At 54.6% G+C, this 19,547-nt stretch carries 16 protein-coding genes; 8 read left to right on the forward strand and 8 right to left on the reverse strand.

Annotated elements, in window-relative coordinates:
* Positions 1 to 80: 80 nt before the first annotated feature.
* The 8 genes from tldD to csrD form a co-directional block, all read right to left on the reverse strand.
* The gene (tldD, locus tag MUU47_RS08705) at positions 81 to 1,526 is read right to left on the reverse strand and encodes a metalloprotease TldD (protein ID WP_258987781.1); all 1,446 of its coding nucleotides are present in this window, start codon (positions 1,524 to 1,526) and stop codon (positions 81 to 83) included.
* A 77-nt stretch (positions 1,527 to 1,603) separates the two neighbouring features.
* Positions 1,604 to 5,401: an AsmA2 domain-containing protein YhdP gene (gene yhdP, locus MUU47_RS08710; RefSeq protein WP_258987782.1), complete on the reverse strand. Its 3,798-nt coding sequence runs from the start codon at positions 5,399 to 5,401 to the stop codon at positions 1,604 to 1,606.
* 28 nt (positions 5,402 to 5,429) lie between these two features.
* Positions 5,430 to 6,899: a ribonuclease G gene (gene rng, locus MUU47_RS08715; RefSeq protein ID WP_258987783.1), complete on the reverse strand. Its 1,470-nt coding sequence runs from the start codon at positions 6,897 to 6,899 to the stop codon at positions 5,430 to 5,432.
* Complete coding sequence (locus MUU47_RS08720) at positions 6,889 to 7,482, reverse strand: Maf family protein (protein ID WP_258987784.1); 594 nt, start codon at positions 7,480 to 7,482, stop codon at positions 6,889 to 6,891. Before MUU47_RS08720 ends, rng begins: the two co-directional genes overlap by 11 nt.
* A gap of 8 nt (positions 7,483 to 7,490) precedes the next feature.
* Positions 7,491 to 7,979 carry a rod shape-determining protein MreD gene (gene mreD / locus MUU47_RS08725; protein WP_110510620.1) on the reverse strand — a complete coding sequence of 163 codons (489 nt, stop codon included), beginning with the start codon at positions 7,977 to 7,979 and terminating at the stop codon, positions 7,491 to 7,493.
* Entirely contained in the window at positions 7,979 to 8,983 is a 1,005-nt protein-coding gene (gene mreC / locus MUU47_RS08730) for a rod shape-determining protein MreC (protein WP_258987785.1), read from the reverse strand. The genes mreD and mreC overlap by 1 nt, the downstream gene beginning before the upstream one ends.
* 72 nt (positions 8,984 to 9,055) lie before the next feature.
* Positions 9,056 to 10,099 carry a rod shape-determining protein MreB gene (gene mreB / locus MUU47_RS08735; protein WP_110510622.1) on the reverse strand — a complete coding sequence of 348 codons (1,044 nt, stop codon included), beginning with the start codon at positions 10,097 to 10,099 and terminating at the stop codon, positions 9,056 to 9,058.
* Between the two features lie 293 nt (positions 10,100 to 10,392).
* Positions 10,393 to 12,333, reverse strand: a complete 1,941-nt coding sequence (gene csrD, locus MUU47_RS08740; protein ID WP_258987786.1) for an RNase E specificity factor CsrD — start codon at positions 12,331 to 12,333, stop codon at positions 10,393 to 10,395.
* 224 nt (positions 12,334 to 12,557) lie between these two features.
* Here csrD and acuI point away from each other — a divergent pair, with 224 nt between their 5' ends.
* The 8 genes from acuI (at position 12,558) to panF (ending at position 19,536) form a co-directional block, all read left to right on the forward strand.
* Entirely contained in the window at positions 12,558 to 13,532 is a 975-nt protein-coding gene (gene acuI / locus MUU47_RS08745; protein WP_258987788.1) for an acrylyl-CoA reductase (NADPH), read from the forward strand.
* Between the two features lie 78 nt (positions 13,533 to 13,610).
* On the forward strand, positions 13,611 to 14,612 hold the full coding sequence (msrP, locus tag MUU47_RS08750; RefSeq protein WP_258987789.1) for a protein-methionine-sulfoxide reductase catalytic subunit MsrP: 1,002 nt from the start codon (positions 13,611 to 13,613) through the stop codon (positions 14,610 to 14,612).
* Positions 14,613 to 15,212 carry a protein-methionine-sulfoxide reductase heme-binding subunit MsrQ gene (msrQ, locus tag MUU47_RS08755; RefSeq protein ID WP_258987790.1) on the forward strand — a complete coding sequence of 200 codons (600 nt, stop codon included), beginning with the start codon at positions 14,613 to 14,615 and terminating at the stop codon, positions 15,210 to 15,212.
* A gap of 235 nt (positions 15,213 to 15,447) precedes the next feature.
* Positions 15,448 to 15,900: a type II 3-dehydroquinate dehydratase gene (gene aroQ / locus MUU47_RS08760; RefSeq protein WP_125352530.1), complete on the forward strand. Its 453-nt coding sequence runs from the start codon at positions 15,448 to 15,450 to the stop codon at positions 15,898 to 15,900.
* Positions 15,901 to 15,922: 22 nt separating this feature from the next.
* Entirely contained in the window at positions 15,923 to 16,384 is a 462-nt protein-coding gene (accB, locus tag MUU47_RS08765) for an acetyl-CoA carboxylase biotin carboxyl carrier protein (protein ID WP_258987792.1), read from the forward strand.
* 10 nt (positions 16,385 to 16,394) lie between these two features.
* Entirely contained in the window at positions 16,395 to 17,744 is a 1,350-nt protein-coding gene (gene accC, locus MUU47_RS08770) for an acetyl-CoA carboxylase biotin carboxylase subunit (RefSeq protein WP_159772369.1), read from the forward strand.
* A 108-nt stretch (positions 17,745 to 17,852) separates the two neighbouring features.
* Positions 17,853 to 18,095 carry a YhdT family protein gene (locus MUU47_RS08775; protein ID WP_258987793.1) on the forward strand — a complete coding sequence of 81 codons (243 nt, stop codon included), beginning with the start codon at positions 17,853 to 17,855 and terminating at the stop codon, positions 18,093 to 18,095.
* Positions 18,085 to 19,536, forward strand: coding sequence for a sodium/pantothenate symporter (gene panF / locus MUU47_RS08780; RefSeq protein ID WP_258987811.1), 1,452 nt, complete (start codon positions 18,085 to 18,087; stop codon positions 19,534 to 19,536). Before MUU47_RS08775 ends, panF begins: the two co-directional genes overlap by 11 nt.
* Positions 19,537 to 19,547 lie beyond the last annotated feature (11 nt).

Consider the following 19,547-nt stretch of genomic DNA (forward strand, 5'->3'; position numbering starts at 1 on the left):
CTGCTAGCCTAAAGAAGGAAAAACCACGCTTTTTCCTTCTTTAATCGCAACAGTATGCCCGCACGAAGCGGGCACAGACATTATGCGGTTCCACCGACCGTCAAATTATCGACTTTCAGCGTTGGCTGACCGACGCCAACCGGCAGGCTCTGCCCTTCTTTACCACAGACGCCTACGCCGTTATCCAGCTTCAGGTCGTTACCCACCATTGAGATTTGCTGCATTGCTTCGATGCCGGAGCCAATCAGGGTCGCACCTTTCACTGCTTTGGTCACTTTGCCTTTCTCGATCAGATACGCTTCTGAGGTCGAGAACACAAATTTACCGGAGGTGATATCCACCTGACCGCCGCCAAAGTTCGGCGCGTAAATCCCGTAATCGACAGACTCGATGATTTCCTGTGGAGTGGATTTACCCGCCAGCATGTAGGTGTTGGTCATACGCGGCATGGGCAAATGCGCATACGATTCACGGCGACCGTTGCCCGTTGGCTTCACGCCCATCAGGCGTGCATTCAGTTTGTCCTGCATGTAGCCTTTCAGCACGCCGTTTTCGATAAGCACGTTGTACTGGCCCGGCGTACCTTCATCATCGACAGACACGGATCCACGACGGTCGGTCATGGTGCCGTCATCGACCACGGTGCACAGTTCGGACGCGACGAGTTGCCCCATCTGCCCGCTGAATACGGACGTCCCGCGACGGTTGAAATCGCCTTCCAGACCGTGACCAACCGCCTCGTGCAACAGCACACCCGGCCAGCCCGCGCCCAGAACCACCGGCATTGTGCCCGCTGGCGCTGCAACGGCATTGAGATTAATCATCGCCATGCGAACCGCTTCACGCGCCCATGCGTCAGCACGAACTTCGCCTTCAACGTCACCGAGGAAATAATCGTAGCCGAAACGACCGCCGCCACCGCTGGAACCGCGCTCGCGTTTACCGTCGTCTTCGACCAGAACGCTCACAGACAGGCGCACCAGTGGGCGAACGTCCGCCGCCAGGGTGCCGTCAGTGGCTGCGACCAGAATCAGTTCGTACACGCCGGTCAGGCTGGCTGAGACTTCCTGCACACGTTTGTCTGCCGCACGCGCGGCTTTGTCAACGCGGCGCAAAATGTCGAGCTTCTCTTCACGGCTCATGCTCTGCAGCGGATCGAGGCTGGTGTACAGCGGAGAATAATCTTTCGCACCCAGGGCGTGAACTTTGCCGTCGCCGGTATCACGCACGATAGTACGCGCGGCCTGAGCGCTCTGTTGCAGCGCAAGCAGGCTAATCTGATCGGCATACGCAAAGCCGGTTTTCTCGCCGCTGACGGCACGGACGCCAACGCCCTGATCGATATTGTACGACCCGTCTTTGATGATGCTGTCTTCTAACACCCAGGACTCGTGGTAGCTCGACTGGAAATAGAGATCGCCGTAGTCGAGGCGACGCTCGGCAAGTTGGCCAAGTATGGCAAAAAGGTCCTGATGGCTCAGGCCGTTCGCCGACAGCAGATGTTCACTTACCAGGTTCAGACTCATCGTTTTGCTACTCGTTGGTTGTCGCGAAGATCGCGGTATATCTATTGAGAGTGAGGTAATTTGTAACGTCCGTCAAATCATTGCTTTTTATCGCCGCGCGCCTGGCGCAGCACTTCATTGATTTGAGGCTGATCGATAGGCCCGCTGATGTGGTAACGCAGAATCGAGACTTTGCTCCACAACGGGCCCAGCACTTTACTGGCAGCAAACACTGCGGCACCGATAATCGGGTTGATGACGAACGCGGTGGCTACCCCCACGGTGGCGGAGATTTCCGGCGCGACCACGGCTTCCATATCCAGCTCACGGCGCACCAGGTTGACCGAACCTTTCATCGCGATATCCGCTTCAAGGCCATCCACCAGCGTGTCGTCCGTATGCAGCGTGCCGTCTTTAATCCAGGCAGTACTGCGAATAGAATCGAACCAGAACCCTTCGCTGAAGGTGTCGCTAAAGTCGAAACGCAGCTTACGCAGCAGCGCATCCACGCTCAGCAGACGCAGCAGCTGGCCCGCATGACCGGTGCTGATATCCGTAAACTCGCCTTTGCCCAAATGCGCTTTCAGAATGCCATTCAGCGACGCCACGTCCGGCGTCCACGGTTCATCACGCCAGTGCAGGTCATAATCAAAATCGAATGACGAATCGCGGACTGGCGTGGAGACGCCAAAGAAATTCACTGCCGCATCCACTTTCTGACCGCGAAGTTTACCTTTCAGTGAGGTGCGCTCGTTACCCGGCGCGTTCACCCATTCTCCATCTACGGTCAGGCGCGCAAATCCGGTATCTATCAGGCCGTTAGCCAGCGATAACGTATTGCCTTTAATCGCGAAATCACCATCAATGCGACCATATTTCTGACCCCAAAGCCAGCATTCTGCGCAGCGCAACTGCAAGTCTGGCCAATTCTGGAAATCAATGCGGTTATTGCTCATCAGCCCTTGGCCCAGAGGCTCACCGGTGGTGGTTTTCGGAGACGGGTTGTAATAGAGATAGCGAATGGCAGCCTGCCACGGCGCATTGTCGCGCAGCGTCAGCGTGCCGTTGATTTCACGCCCCTGCGCTTCCACGAGCGTGCCGTCTGCTGACGGCTGTGAAAGGATACTTAGATTATTCCAGCGTTGGCCCGCCATGGTGAGCAATGGCGTTCTCAGCGTTACGCGCTGCGGGAAGGCAGCCGCGTTACCCATGCCGTCGGCGGCGCCTTTACGGAACAACGCCATCCACTGCGCGCCATCCATCGGCGGTAAATTCAATTCGACGCCGGAGGAATCCGGCAACGGCGGCACGCTGCGGCTTTCAGATGCCCAAATGGCCCGGTCGAGCGTCAGCTTTTTATTCAGTAACCAGCGGCTATTAAGATGGTCTTTCGCGCCTACGCTGCCGGTCAAATCGAAGCGGCTCAGACCGCCTTCGACGTTCAGTTTCACCGGTAGCGACTCCCCGGCGTTCTTGTTCACCGGTGCAGGTAAGCGACTACTCACATTCTTCAGATCACCTGCAATATCGACCTTATAGCTGGCGCTGCCTCTGTATGGTAATTCAATCGCGACTTTACCCTGCCACGGCACACTACCGCTTATCGCGTCGTTAATCTGTTGAGGCAACATTCCGGTGCGGGTCGGCTGCCAGTTGGCGTCCATATTCACCGCCACCTGATAGGCTTTTGGCCCTTCGGTGGTTGAGAAATTCACATTCAGCGGCTGATTAAACCAGTTGGCGGTCATTGGCCCGCTTTTCAAATCACCATTTTCAAAGGTGAAGCCACCGCTGAGGTTTTTCAGGGTGCTATTGAGCGGTTTGATAAACAGGCTATTGTTAGCCAGACGCACGTCACCTTTCGCCAACACCTGTTTTCCGTCGAGCGGAATATCGAGATGTAAGCGAGCATTTACATCACCATCCAGCTGCAGCTCATCGAGCGTAGCACCAAGGGAATCCTTCAGCGGCGTCTCTTTAAAATACGGCCCGACCGCTTTGCCCGGTCCGGCAATCTGCGAATCAATAATCAGCTTCTCTTTCGAATAGTCCGGGATAGCCGCATTCAGGTTGTGCGCCGTCACGCCACCAAGCGCGACTTTATCCGCCTGCATCCACAAACCGTCGTTCAGGAAGTTGAGGTCGATATTCAGATTGGTCAGCGCAGGCCAGTCAGGCTGGAACGCAAAGGTGGCGTTGTGTAATGGCACCCATACCTGGAACTGACCTTCGTTGTGCTTATACGGGAACAGATTCGGGTTGCCGCCGTAAACCAGCGTGGCGTTATCCGCCTGACCGCCTTTAATGGCCGAACTGAGATAATCGACCAGCTCTTTGCCCATCAGGTTTTCCGGGAAGTAGCGCCACGCCTGACCGCCGTCATCAGTGCTGATCCCGGCCAGAATACCGAGCCACGGTTCATCGCCTTCCGGCTGTAACCAGCGGAAACCGCCGCGGGCGTGAACCGCTTTCGCCTGCACGTCGATATCTCGGCCGTCGAGCATGAAACCTTTTTCGTTTTTCACCCATGACAGATTTGCCACGCCTTTGGCAATCTCAAGCGGCGCACGGAACACCGTCTCGTACGGCATTTTGGCGTGTTCCATGCTGATATTCACCGAGCCATGCTCGACGCTACCTTCTGCCCGACCAGAGAAATGCTCTGCGCCTGGTAGCAGCTTCCACTGCTTCCAGGCCAGGTTGCTCCAGGCCGCCTGAAAACGGGTTTTATCAGTCGCCTGCAACGGAATATCCAGCGCCAGGGCGTCAATCTGACCGGCAGGCTGTGTGGTTTCCCAAATTTCACCTAACGACGGTGAGAGTTTCTCTGCAATGGGCAGCAGGCCAGAAAGGCCGCTCAGTTCAAGATTGCTGGCACGGATACGCAGCTCGTCACTGCGCACGTTATTTTTTCCGCCGACGCCCTCACCGGGGATCCACGCCAGCGCCAGCGCGCCTTGTGGCCAGCGTTTACCGTCGATGGCGATGCGGGTATCAGGGACATGAAATGCCCAGCCCGCATTTTCACGGGTGATGTGTGCCGTCAGGTTATCTACGGACAGGTCATGGGATTGCTTATCCCCCTTCCAGCTCGCGCCACCTTTCTTCAGCCAGACGTCACCGCTAGAGATATCGCCCTTATCAAGGTCTATCCAGCCTTCGAGGCTGAAACGAGCCGACGTCAGCGCGATGTTGTCCTGCATCCAGCGGCCAAGCCACGGCTTAACGTCGATGTCGTCGGCCTGCACCCACAGTCGCCCTTCATTCAGCAGACCGTTCTCATCACGCAAGTCCATGCGCACTTTCATCACCCCGTGCTGACCGTTGAGGCTCGACAGGTTCAGTTCACCTTCGGCGCGATGGCGGTTTTTACCGTTCATCCATGTCAGTTGCGGGATAGCGAGTTCGGCGCGCTGGCCGGAGAGAGTGAGGAAACTTAAATGACTGTCGCGCAAGGTAAACTGATCGAACTGGCGCAGGAACAGATCGGCGATGCGATCCGTTTTCAGTTGGCCGCTGCTGTTATTGTGTTGCAGAGGGGTATTGGTACGAATTTGCAGCTGCCAGAAGGTCAGCTCGCGGAACTGCCAGCGAAAATGCAGCAGACTTTGCCAGACGTCGAGCGCCAGCGTCACGCGTTTAACGGACATCTGGCCGCCGTTTTTCAGCCCGGCTTTGATATCGCGCACTTCCAGCGTCGGGCCGTAGTTTTCCCAGCTGGCTTTAAGCTGTGACGCTTCAACGGGATGTCCGGTGGATTCCGCGATTTTCTCCAGCAGCTGCGGACGCCATTTGTCCAGCTGTGGCAAAACGAGACGCAAGCCACTGACCAGCAGCGCGACGATAACAATCAATGTTGCCACCGTGATCAGTAAGGTTCCAGGCAAACGCCTCACGCATCTCTCCTTGTAACTGCCCGCAAAACTACATCATCACCACGTCGAATTGCTCCTGATTGTAGAGCGGTTCTATCTGGACTTTTACCTGCTTGCCAACGAAGATTTCCACTTCCGCCAGCGCATGAGACTCTTCCCCTTTCAGGGTTTCTGCCACGGATGCTGAGGCGTAGACCAGGAAGCGGTCGGAATCATAAGCGTGATGCACGCGGACAATTTCACGCATGATTTCGTAGCATACCGTTTCGACCGTTTTCACCGTTCCGCGACCATGACAGGTTGGGCATTGGTGGCACAGCACGTGCTCCACGCTTTCGCGCGTGCGCTTGCGGGTCATCTCCACCAAACCGAGCTGTGAGAAGCCGTTGATGCTGGTTTTAACGCGGTCTTTGCTCAAGGCCTGCTCCAGGGAATGCAGCACCCGACGGCGGTGATCTTCATTACTCATATCGATGAAATCGATGATGATAATCCCGCCCAGATTACGCAGGCGCAGCTGACGCGCAATGGCCTGCGTCGCTTCGATATTAGTATTGAAAATGGTGTCGTCAAGATTACGGTGGCCGACAAAGGCACCGGTGTTGATATCGACGGTGGTCATCGCTTCGGTCTGATCGATAACCAGATAGCCGCCCGACTTCAGTTCCACCTTCCGCTCCAGCGCACGCTGGATTTCATTTTCGACGTCAAAGAGATCGAAAATCGGCTGGCGGCCACTGTAATGTTCGAGCTTGTTGGTCATCTCCGGCATGTATTCGGCGGTGAATTCCATCAGCGATTCGAAAGTCAGACGAGAATCGACGCGGATACGGTCAAGCTGTGCGTCTGCAAAATCGCGTAGCACGCGTTGGGCTAACGCCAGTTCCCCGTACATCTGGTAGCGGGTCTGCGGGCGTTTTTTACGCTCCATCACCTTAGTCCACACGCGTTTGAGGTACGCGGCATCGGAGGATAAATCCTCTTCGCAGACGCCTTCCGCGGCGGTTCGGATGATGAATCCGCCCTGCTCGTCGCAGTATTCTGTCACCACGTTTTTCAGGCGATCGCGCTCGGCTTCACTTTCGATACGCTGGGACACGCCCACGTGAGAAGCGCCCGGCATGAACACGAGGTAACGAGAAGGAATGGTGATGTCAGTCGTCAGACGCGCGCCTTTGGTACCCAACGGATCTTTGACCACTTGCACCATCAGGTCCTGGCCCTGACGCACCAGTTCGGAAATGTCGCGAACGGTGAACTGTTTTTGCTCCTCCCCGGCCACGCATTCGGTGTGGGGCATGATGTCAGAAGCGTGAAGAAACGCGGCCTTATCCAGGCCAATATCTACAAATGCCGCCTGCATCCCTGGGAGTACACGACTGACACGACCTTTGTAGATATTGCCTACGATTCCGCGTCGCGCTTCACGCTCTATATGAATTTCCTGAAGAATACCGCCATCAATGTACGCCACGCGGGTTTCCGATGGCGTTACGTTAACCAATAATTCAGCCGTCATGTTTATCCCTTTTCTCACGCAGTGAGTTAAAATTGCACAGCAACTCATACGTTTCCACCAGCGGTAAGCCGACTACGGCGTGATAGCTGCCATTTATCTTCCTGACAAAACAGCCACCCAGCCCCTGAATACCGTATGCACCTGCTTTATCCATCGGTTCGCCGCTCGCGACGTAATCGACGATATCGTCATCTGTTAAGACTCTGAACGTGACTTCTGTGCTCACCAGGCAGTCAATGGTGTGTTTGCTGTCCGCTAACGCGACGGCGGTCATCACCTGATGCGTATGCCCGGAAAGCTGACGCAGCATGACTGCCGCGTGTTCAGCGTCCCGTGGTTTTTCCAGCACTTCACCGTTCAGAACCACAATGGTATCGGCACCCAACACCGGTAGGTCCTGCGCGGCAAGCGTGACGCCCGCCAGCGCTTTTTCCCGAGCCAGTCGCGTAACATAATGCTGTGCGCTTTCTTGCGGCTGACGTTGCTCCTCGATCCCGGGTACCAGACGTTCGAAGCTCACACCCAATTGAGTTAACAGTTCCTGTCGACGCGGAGAGCCGGAAGCAAGATAAAGCATTGTCATAGAAACCTTTATTGTACCGCGAATTGCTGGCGCACTTTGCGCATCAGCAGGAACAGCCATGGCCAGAGTACACCGTTAACGACGCTACTCCAGAACACTTCAGGTCGGAAAGAGACGTTGATCACTAAAAATTCTGACCAGAAAACAACGATATCCACCGCCAGCGATAGCATCATAACCACCAGCGCTTGTTGCCAGAGCGCCAGATTACGGAACAGCTGATATTTCAGTGCCACCAGATAGGCAATGATACTGAGGGACAACGCTCGTACGCCGAGCGTTGAACCGCTAATCAGATCCAGTATGGCACCCATAATGAAACCTGTGCCAACATTGACCCGGTGCGGTAAAGCGAGGATCCAGTAGAGCAGGATCAGCAGAACCCAATTTGGCCGGTATACCAACAGGTTGTCCGGCCAGGGCATGACTTGTAACAGAAGGGCTATCAGAAACGAGAGCCAGATAACCCAACGTCCCTGACTTCGGTAGCTTGCCACTACTGCCCTCCTGGCGAAGGCGCAGCAGCCGGTGCAGGCTGAGTGATTCCCGTCGCAGGCGGCGGAACAGGTGCTGGCGGCCCCATGGAATCAGCAGCAGGCAGAACCTGCGGCATCATCTGCATCAGACGTTCGTTGGCTACACGATGTACCTCTTCAGGTGTCATCGGGTTTGCACCGTTACGATCGGCCCCCCACAGCAGCAGCAGATAACGCAGACGCTGCAGACCGGCAGTTGGGCGCGCCTGAATCACCGTATACGCGCGCTGCGTATCCAGCTTAACTGACGACACAACCGCAACCGGATACCCTTCCGGGAAACGGCCGCCGAGACCGGACGTCACCAGCACGTCACCCACACGGATATCGGTATTGGCAGGCAAATGTTCCAGCTGCAAATCGTCAGTACAGCCGTTACCGGCCGCAATCACGCGGATATCGTTACGCAGTACCTGAATCGGCAGCGCATGGGTCGCATCGCAAATCAGAAGCACTCGACTGGTCAGCTTCGCGACGGCCACAACCTGACCGACCACACCTTTATCACTGATAATAGGTTGACCTTCGTAGACACCGTTGACGCTACCTTTATCAATAACCACCTGATCGCTATACGGATCGTTAACGGTGGAGATAACCTGGGTCACCATTTTCTGCTCATCCTGACGCAGCGGTGAACCTAACAACTCACGCAGACGGGCGTTTTCCTGCTTATACTGGCCCATCATCAGTAGATCGCTGTTTTTTAACAGCAACTCCTGACGCAGGGCACGGTTTTCCAGCTCAAGCTGATCGCGGGAAGCCAGAGTTTGCGAAATACCGTCGAGTAATTCACGAGGACCGTTGGAAATAAAATAGAAAGGGCTAACAGCAGTATCCATGTACGTTCGGATTTGGCTGAACGCACCAAGGCGGCTGTCGGCAATAATGATGCCAAGCGCCACCAGCACCGCCAGAATTAGGCGAAACTGTAGCGATGGGCCACGGCTAAAAATGGGCTTCATAGGCTATGCGTATTCTCGTGTCAGTGAAGAAATCAAGGGGCAGCACAAACGCTACCCCAGACTTCTGGCTGACTACTCTTCGCTAAACAAGTCGCCGCCGTGCATGTCGATCATTTCCAGTGCCTTGCCGCCGCCACGGGCAACACAGGTCAGTGGATCTTCTGCAACTACGACAGGAATTCCTGTCTCTTCCATTAACAGGCGGTCGAGGTTACGCAGCAGCGCACCACCACCAGTCAGAACCATACCACGCTCTGAGATATCGGAAGCAAGTTCCGGCGGGCACTGTTCCAGAGCAACCATCACCGCACTCACGATACCGGTCAGCGGCTCTTGCAGCGCTTCGAGGATTTCGTTGGAGTTCAAGGTAAAGCCGCGTGGGACGCCTTCTGCCAGATTACGACCGCGTACTTCAATTTCAAGAACTTCGTCGCCTGGGTAAGCAGAACCGATTTCGTGCTTGATGCGCTCTGCGGTAGCTTCACCGATCAGAGAGCCGTAGTTACGGCGCACATAATTAATAATGGCTTCGTCGAAACGGTCACCCCCGATACGAACGGAAGAGGAGTAAACCACGCCGTTCAGGGAGATAACGGCCACTTCGGTCGTACCACCACCGATATCCACAACCATTGAACCGGTTGCTTCAGAAACAGGCAGACCCGCACCGATAGCAGCAGCCATTGGTTCTTCAATCAGGAACACTTCACGGGCGCCAGCGCCCTGAGCAGATTCACGGATTGCGCGGCGTTCAACCTGGGTTGCACCTACCGGCACACACACCAGAACTCGCGGGCTCGGGCGCATAAAGCTGTTGCTGTGAACCTGTTTGATGAAGTGCTGCAGCATTTTTTCAGTCACGAAGAAGTCAGCGATAACGCCGTCTTTCATTGGACGAATAGCTGCGATGTTGCCCGGCGTACGGCCGAGCATCTGCTTAGCTTCATGACCGACGGCAGCCACACTTTTCGGTGAACCGGCACGATCCTGGCGAATGGCGACAACGGAAGGCTCATTCAGTACGATGCCTTGTCCTTTTACGTAAATCAGGGTATTCGCGGTACCCAGGTCAATGGACAGGTCATTGGAAAACATGCCACGAAATTTTTTCAACATACTAAGGGATAATCCTGAAAGCTGGGGCGGAAACAAAATCCGCTTACTTTACCAACCACACGCAGCAGCGACAAGGCGCAAAAATCATCTGCAACGGTGAAAATTAGTGCAGTTCGTTTCCTTTGTTACAATTTCGACCTGACACTGTCAGAGCCGCAGCGCTCCTCGCTTACATTGCAACCTGTCAAAGGACGATCACTGGCATGTTCTGTATCATTTGTCGGCGGGCACTCAATAACGCCCGCGGAGAAACAGCGCGCGTTATTCTACGTGAAAACACGATAAACGGCAGATCAAACAGAGTATCTTTGCGAATATTTTTTTACGCTAGTGTCAAGTGGTTGTGACGTAGCAAAAAAATCGCCCTGACCACCCAGCACACCGCACTCTCTTAACACCTGCCACTCGCTGCGACTTCTCAATCCGGTAGCGAAAACCTGGGTCGATGTCCCTTTACAGGCTTCGACCAGACTCTGCACCAGCAACTGGTTTTCACTGCGTTTCTCTATATTGCGCACCAGGCCCGGATGCAGCTTGACGATTTCCACCGACAATTCTTTAATCCAACTGGTGCTGACCAGCGTTAAACCAGCCTGAATCACCACTACTCTGACCCCTAACGCGTGAATCAAACGCATCACGGGCTGTAAACGGCTGATATGTTGACAGACATCTGCCTCTGCAAGTTCAAAAATAATCCGTTTTCTCTGTGTTTTTTCACATTGCATCAACGTATCACGTAGCCAGCGCTGGAACCGGGGCCGGATGAGCGACTCAACCGTCACCTGCAAAGCCAGATTTTCCTCAGGCCAAAACGAGAGGAAAGGCAGTAAACGGGTGATTTGTAAACGGTCGTACTCTTCCGCCAGACCGAACTCCATTACCATCGGCATATATTCAGCAGCGATCACTTCTTCTTTACCATCATAAATACGGCACATCAATTCGCGATGGTGAACACGGCCGTCGTAATGCACCGCCGGTTTTTGGTAGAAGCGCGGACCTCCGCGACTGAGCATTTGTTCGATGAGGGTTCGCCAGCGCACGTTACCGCGCCCTTTTTCTGGCAAGGAGTCATCATACACTGCCCAGCTGTTACTGCCCTGAAGCACTGCGTTACGCACCGCCGCATCGGCGTGCTCCATCACTTGCTCTGTGGTTTGCCCACTGCGCCAGGTACAGATGCCAATGTGCATCATGTCATCCTGATCGAGAATTTTGGTCGACGGCAACGAATCCAGCGCTTTTAACAGCTGCCCGGCGATGCTGTCGGCTTCTTTCAACGTGCGGTGTGGTAGCAGCACGGCAAAATCACTGCGGTAATAACGTGCCAGCAATGCACCAGGATAACGCATCATGAAGGTGGAAAGCATATTGATGAGCATAAAGAAGTGCTCTTCCGCCGCCGTACGCCCCCACTGGTCGCGAACCAAATCGAATTCCGGCAGGCGAATCAGCATCACAATACCATGTGCCCCGACTTTTTCCTGATCGTCGAGCAGCGTTGCGAGCTGGTTATCGAAAAACATCCGGTTGCTGAGGCCGGTTTTGGTGTCCTGCGCCGCGTAGGAGCGGATAAGCGTATCCATGCGACTGCGCTGCTCGCCGGCAAACTGAATTTCCGACAGCAGCGTATCAAGGGCGCTGCTGGTTCGCGCGGGCCATTCATGCACCGAACCGCGCACCTGCTGTCCGCGTTCACCGTTGAGGATCCGCGTGGAGCGCAGCTCTAACAATTCCTGGCCCGACAGCTGATTGCGCAGCCAGCGTACCGAAAAGAAGATAATCAATACCATAAAAGCAATGGCAATGGTGAGAGGCGCGGTGGTCAGCAGCGAATGGAAATAATTCACCATCGGATCCTGATACACCAGATGAATGGTCATCCCCGGGTGCTTCACCGACTCTACGTCCAGTTCGCGGTACTGAATACTGCTGCCCATCGGGCGATAGCTGCTGCCACGTGAGTGGCTAAAAATGGTCTTATCATTAACGATGAAATCAATGCGCACGATATCGACAGGAACCAGAATTTCGTCCAGTTGGTTGTCGAGCTGATCAAAAGGAGTACTGACCAGACGGGAATCGATAACCGTCGCCACAGCCCGGGCGCGGTAATCCATTTTATATTGAATACCGTTATAGAAACTCAGTGAACAACCGATGAGGGTGACAAAGATGGTCAGGCCCGTTAAAAGCGCCACAAAAGCTGAGAATTTCGTCGTTAATCGCATCCCTGTATTAACTCCGTTAATGAAAAACAGCCCGGCTGTTGACCGGACACCCACGGTGGCCCGCAAAAAATTAGTGAGCACTAACTAGCATGCCAAAAGGACCCTGCATACTACCAGAGTTAGTGAATCTGGCAATTTATTGCGTTAAATCGGCATCGTGTTTCAGTTACCGAGTATAGTCTTCGAAAATTATTTTCCAATCATTGAGCAACTGAGGAACGATTATGCAGGCGTTAATCTTAGAACAGCACGACGGTAAAACTCTCGCCTCGGTACAGGCCATCGAGGCAAGCCAGCTGCCACAAGGTAATGTCACAGTCGATATCCAGTGGTCAAGCCTCAACTATAAAGACGCCCTCGCCATTACCGGTAAAGGTAAAATCATCCGTAACTTTCCGATGGTGCCAGGTATCGATTTTGCGGGTACGGTTCATTGCAGCGAAGACCCGCGTTTTCACGTCGGCCAGCAGGTGCTACTGACCGGTTGGGGCGTAGGTGAAAACCATTGGGGTGGCCTTTCTCAGCAAGCCCGCGTGAAGGGTGACTGGCTGGTCGCCCAACCGCAGGGAATGGACGCGCGCCAGGCGATGATCATCGGCACCGCTGGCTTTACCGCCATGCTCTGCGTGATGGCACTGGAAGACGCTGGCATCAAACCGCAGGACGGCGAAATTGTCGTGACCGGTGCCAGCGGTGGCGTGGGTAGTACGGCGATTGCGCTGCTGCACAAGCTGGGTTATCAGGTTGCTGCCGTTTCCGGTCGCGAAAGCACGCATGACTATCTGCGCAGCCTCGGCGCAAACCGTATTATTGGCCGTGATGAATTCGCCGAAACCCGCCCACTGGAAAAACAGCTGTGGGCCGGTGCGGTCGATACCGTGGGCGATAAAGTGCTGGCCAAAGTGCTGGCGCAAATGAACTACGGCGGATGCGTGGCCGCATGTGGTCTGGCGGGAGGTTTTGCACTGCCGACCACGGTGATGCCGTTCATTCTTCGTAACGTCCGTTTGCAAGGCGTCGATTCCGTAATGACGCCTGCCGCACGCCGCACGCAGGCCTGGAAGCGTCTGGTTCAGGATTTGCCGTCTTCCTTCTATAGCCAGAGCGCAACGGAAATCACCCTTGCTCAGGCGCCGGAGTTTGCCGAAAAAATCATGAACAATCAGCTTCAGGGCCGCACGCTGGTTAAGATTGCCTAATCTTCAAATTTTCGTGACATATTCGCGTTAATCAGTCACCTCCGTCATGCTTAGGGAAAAAGCATGACGGAGGAAGCCATGAAGTCGAAAAAACTAACGGAAGCTGATGTAACGGCGGAATCCGTATTTATGCTCCAGCGCCGCCAGGTGCTGAAGATGTTAGGCATAAGCGCTACCGCAATGACGCTCGCCCCCACCGCCCAGGCCGATTTACTCAGCTGGTTTAAGGGCAACGACAGGCCACCGGCCCCGTCTGGAAAACCGCTCGAATTCTCTCGCCCTGCCGAATGGCAGAGCCAGCTTGCGCTCACGCCGGAAGACAAAGTCACGCGCTACAACAACTATTATGAGTTCGGGCTGGATAAAGCCGACCCGGCGGCGAATGCCGGAAGCCTGAAAACCGATCCGTGGACGCTGACTATCGATGGCGAAGTCGCTAAACCGCTGACGCTCGATCACGACGCGCTGACCAAACGCTTCCCGCTTGAACAGCGAATCTATCGGATGCGTTGCGTGGAAGCCTGGTCAATGGTCGTGCCATGGATTGGTTTTCCACTGCATAAGTTGCTGGCTTTGGTTGAGCCCACCAGCGATGCCAAGTACGTCGCCTTCAAAACCATTTTCTCCCCTGAGCAGATGCCAGGTCAGAAGGATCGCTTTATTGGCGGCGGTCTCTCATATCCTTATGTAGAAGGCCTGCGTCTCGATGAGGCGATGCATCCGCTGACGCTGCTTACTACCGGTGTGTATGGCAAAGCGTTACCGCCGCAAAACGGTGCTCCCATCCGCCTGACCGTACCGTGGAAATACGGCTTCAAAGGCATTAAATCTATCGTCAGTATTAAACTGACTCGCGAACGTCCGCCCTGCACGTGGAATCTGGCAGCCCCTGCCGAATACGGTTTTTTCGCCAACGTGAATCCGCATGTTGACCATCCACGCTGGTCGCAGGCCACCGAGCGCTTTATTGGATCGGGCGGTGTACTGGACGTCAAACGCCAACCGACGCTGTTGTTTAACGGCTATGCCGATCAGGTGGCGTCGCTGTATCACGGCCTGAATTTACGGGAGAATTTCTGAGTGCGCTTAACGGCTAAACAGATTGTCTGGCTCAAGGTGTTGCTGCATTTAGCGGCCTTTTTGCCGCTGGTGTGGCTGTTTTGGGCAGGCGCCCAGGGCTACTTCAGCGCTGACCCGGCCAAGGATATTCAACACTTTACCGGTAGGATGGCTCTGAAACTCCTGCTCGCCACCTTGCTGGTCTCCCCGCTGGCGCGCTACGCTAAACAGCCTTTATTGATACGAACTCGCCGCCTTTTAGGGCTATGGTGTTTTGCTTGGGCAACGTTACACCTCACCAGCTACGCGCTGTTAGAGCTCGGGATTAACAATCTGGGTTTGTTAGGGCAGGAAGTGGTCACGCGTCCTTATTTAACGCTGGGCCTGGTGAGTTGGCTGATTTTGCTGGCACTCACGGCCACTTCGTTCCAGCGTGCGCAACGAAAACTGGGCGCGCGTTGGCAAAAACTGCATAACTTTGTCTATCTGGTGGCAGTCCTGGCACCGATCCATTATCTGTGGTCGGTAAAGATCCTGTCACCGCAGCCGATTCTGTACGCAATCGCCGCTTTTGCGCTTTTAGCGTGGCGTTTTAAGAAGTTCCGCCAGTGGTGGCGTTAATTCACGATAATGTGCAGTTTCCCGCAGAACTCCCGCACTCCCTCAGGCTTTTTAGGGTTTGAGGTTGATAATCTTCCCTGATAAGACCAGTATTTAGCTGCCAATTGCTACGAAATCGTTATAATGTGCGACTTTGGTTTTCCTGACAGGGGTTTTTAGCCTCTGAAAAGGTGACAAGCGCGCATCGAAGGTATATTTTGTTTTTTACCGGAGAATTGCAGGAGATAGCAGCACGATGGCCGACAAGTTACGCATTTTGCTTTTAAACGGACCGAACCTGAACATGCTCGGCACCCGTGAGCCAGAGAAGTATGGCTCCCAGACGTTAGCGGAAATTGTAAACCGTTTAACGACGGAAGCTGAGGCTCTGAATGTGTCGCTGGACCACTTGCAGTCGAACGCGGAGTTCGCGATTATCGACCGAATTCATCAGGCTAAAGACAACATTGACTATATCCTGATCAATCCGGCCGCATTCACGCACACCAGCGTTGCGATTCGTGATGCGCTATTGGCGGTCAGTATCCCGTTTATCGAGATACATCTGAGTAACGTGCACGCTCGCGAGCCGTTCCGCCATCACTCATATCTCTCTGATATCGCTGCCGGCGTCATCTGCGGATTAGGCGCTGACGGCTATTCATACGCATTACAGACGGCGGTTAAACGCCTGTCACAATCACACTAAACAAAGAGTACGGAACCCACTCATGGATATTCGTAAGATTAAAAAACTGATCGAGCTGGTTGAAGAATCAGGCATCTCCGAACTGGAAATTTCTGAAGGCGAAGAGTCTGTACGCATCAGCCGCGCTTCGGCCAATGCGGGCTTCCCGGTTATGCAACAGGCTTATGCTGCCCCGATGATGCAACCACAGATGGCCCCGGCCGCTGCTGCACCGGTAGCTGCTGTTGAAGCACCTAAAGCTGAAATCAGTGGCCACATCGTACGCTCCCCGATGGTTGGTACCTTCTACCGCACCCCGAGCCCGGACGCGAAAGCATTCATCGAAGTAGGCCAGAAGGTGAACGCGGGTGATACCCTGTGCATCGTTGAAGCCATGAAAATGATGAACCAGATCGAAGCCGACAAATCAGGCGTGGTGAAAGCCATCCTGGTCGAAAGTGGTCAACCGGTAGAATTTGACGAGCCACTGGTCGTCATCGAGTAACGAGGCGAACATGCTGGATAAAATTGTCATCGCCAACCGTGGCGAGATTGCATTGCGTATTCTTCGTGCCTGTAAAGAACTGGGCATCAAGACCGTCGCCGTGCACTCCACTGCGGATCGCGATTTAAAACACGTACTGTTAGCGGATGAGACGGTCTGTATTGGCCCGGCTCCGTCCGTAAAAAGCTATCTGAATATCCCGGCTATCATCAGCGCCGCTGAAATCACCGGCGCGGTGGCAATCCATCCGGGTTATGGCTTCCTGTCCGAAAACGCCAACTTTGCTGAGCAGGTTGAACGTTCCGGTTTTATCTTCATCGGCCCGAAAGCTGACACTATCCGCCTGATGGGCGACAAAGTGTCTGCAATCAACGCGATGAAAAAAGCAGGCGTTCCAACTGTACCAGGCTCTGACGGCCCGCTGGGCGACGACATGGATGCTAACCGTGCCCATGCGAAACGCATTGGCTATCCGGTTATCATCAAAGCCTCCGGCGGCGGCGGTGGTCGTGGTATGCGCGTCGTGCGCAGCGACGCTGAACTGTCCCAGTCCATCTCCATGACCAAAGCTGAAGCGAAAGCCGCTTTCAGCAATGACATGGTATACATGGAAAAATACCTGGAAAATCCTCGTCACATCGAGATTCAGGTACTGGCTGACGGTCAGGGCAACGCTATCTATCTGGCAGAACGTGACTGCTCTATGCAGCGTCGTCACCAGAAAGTTGTCGAAGAAGCACCAGCCCCGGGCATCACGCCGGAACTGCGTCGCTACATCGGCGAGCGTTGTGCGAAAGCCTGCGTGGATATCGGCTACCGTGGCGCGGGTACTTTCGAGTTCCTGTTTGAAAACGGCGAGTTCTATTTCATCGAAATGAACACCCGTATTCAGGTAGAGCACCCGGTTACCGAGATGATCACTGGCGTTGACCTGATCAAAGAGCAGCTGCGTATCGCTGCCGGTCAGCCGCTGTCAATCAAACAGGAAGAAGTGCACGTTCGCGGCCATGCGGTGGAATGCCGTATCAACGCCGAAGACCCGAACACCTTCCTGCCGAGCCCGGGTAAAATTACCCGTTTCCACGCACCAGGCGGTTTTGGTGTGCGTTGGGAATCTCATATCTACGCCGGTTACACTGTACCCCCGTACTATGACTCAATGATTGGTAAGCTCATCTGCTACGGCGAAACCCGTGACGTGGCGATTTCTCGCATGAAGAACGCCCTGCAGGAACTGATCATCGACGGTATCAAAACCAACGTTGAACTGCAGATGCGCATCATGAGCGACGAGAACTTCCAGCATGGTGGAACCAACATCCACTATCTGGAGAAAAAACTCGGACTTCAGGAAAAGTAATCCTGAACGTTTAGCAAAAGGCCGGATCTTCCGGCCTTTTTTCTTTTTCTCTCCCCTTACCAGCCCCTTAAGGTACAATCCCCGCTTTAAATTGACCCTGGGAGCCTTATGGACGCGCGTTTTGTTCAGGCCCACAAAGAAGCCCGCTGGGCGTTGTGGCTTACCCTCCTCTATCTCGCCGCATGGTTAGCGAGTGCTTACATACCTAGTTCAATACAGGGCTTCACCGGCCTGCCGCGATGGTTTGAAATGGCTTGCTTGCTGAGCCCGCTGATCTTCATTTTACTGTGCTGGGCCATGGTGAAATTTATCTATCGCGATATTCCACTGGAGGACGATGATGCAGCCTGAAGTCATTCTGCCGCTTGTCGCCTATTTATTGGTGGTGTTTGGCCTGTCGATTTACGCAATGCGAAAGCGCGCCACCGGCACGTTCCTCAACGAATATTTCCTCGGCAGCCGTTCGATGGGCGGTTTTGTACTGGCGATGACCCTCACCGCCACCTACATCAGCGCCAGTTCGTTTATCGGCGGCCCGGGTGCGGCCTATAAATACGGGCTGGGTTGGGTTTTGCTGGCGATGATCCAGCTACCCGCCGTGTGGCTATCGCTAGGCGTTTTGGGGAAAAAATTCGCCATCCTTGCCCGGCGTTACAACGCAGTGACGCTCAACGATATGCTGTTTGCCCGCTATCAGAGCCGTCTACTGGTGTGGCTGGCGAGTCTTAGCCTGCTGGTCGCGTTTGTCGGCGCAATGACCGTACAGTTCATTGGCGGCGCACGCTTGCTGGAAACCGCAGCCGGTATTCCTTACGAAACGGGCTTGCTGATTTTCGGGATCAGTATTGCGCTGTACACCGCTTTCGGCGGCTTCCGCGCCAGCGTGCTCAATGATGCGATGCAGGGCATGGTGATGCTGATTGGCACCATCGTGCTGCTGATTGGTGTCGTTCACGCGGCGGGCGGCCTGAGCCACGCGGTGCAAACGCTGGAACACATCGACCCAAAACTGGTCTCCCCGCAGGGGGCTGACGATATTTTATCGCCGAGCTTTATGACCTCTTTCTGGGTGCTGGTCTGTTTTGGGGTGATAGGCCTGCCGCACACGGCAGTACGTTGCATCTCGTACAAAGACAGCAAGGCGGTACACCGCGGCATGATTATCGGCACGATTGTCGTGGCTATCCTGATGTTCGGGATGCATCTGGCTGGCGCGCTGGGCCGCGCCGTTATTCCGGATCTCAACGTCCCGGATTTGGTTATCCCCACGCTGATGGTTAAAGTATTGCCGCCAGTGGCGGCGGGGATCTTCCTCGCCGCACCGATGGCGGCAATCATGTCGACGATCAACGCGCAGTTATTGCAGAGTTCCGCTACGATCATCAAAGATCTGTATCTGAATTTCCGCCCGGAGCAGGTACACAACGAAAAACGGCTGAAGCGTATGTCAGCGCTGATCACTCTGATATTGGGTGCGCTGTTGCTGTTGGCTGCCTGGCGACCGCCGGAGATGATCATCTGGTTGAACCTGCTGGCGTTTGGCGGGCTGGAAGCTGTGTTCCTGTGGCCGCTGGTGCTGGGCCTTTACTGGGAACGCGCGAACGCTGCCGGGGCGCTGAGCGCCATGATTGTCGGCGGCGTGCTATACGCCCTGCTCGCTACTCTGAAAATTCAGTACCTGGGCTTTCACCCGATTGTCCCATCGTTACTGCTCAGTCTTCTGGCTTTTGTCGTCGGTAACCGTTTTGGTCAGCCTGCCACGCAAGCCCCTAATATCACTGTTAATCATTAAAAGAGTTTTGC

The sequence above is a fragment of the Scandinavium hiltneri genome (assembly GCF_024764835.1).
Lineage (GTDB): Bacteria > Pseudomonadota > Gammaproteobacteria > Enterobacterales > Enterobacteriaceae > Scandinavium > Scandinavium hiltneri.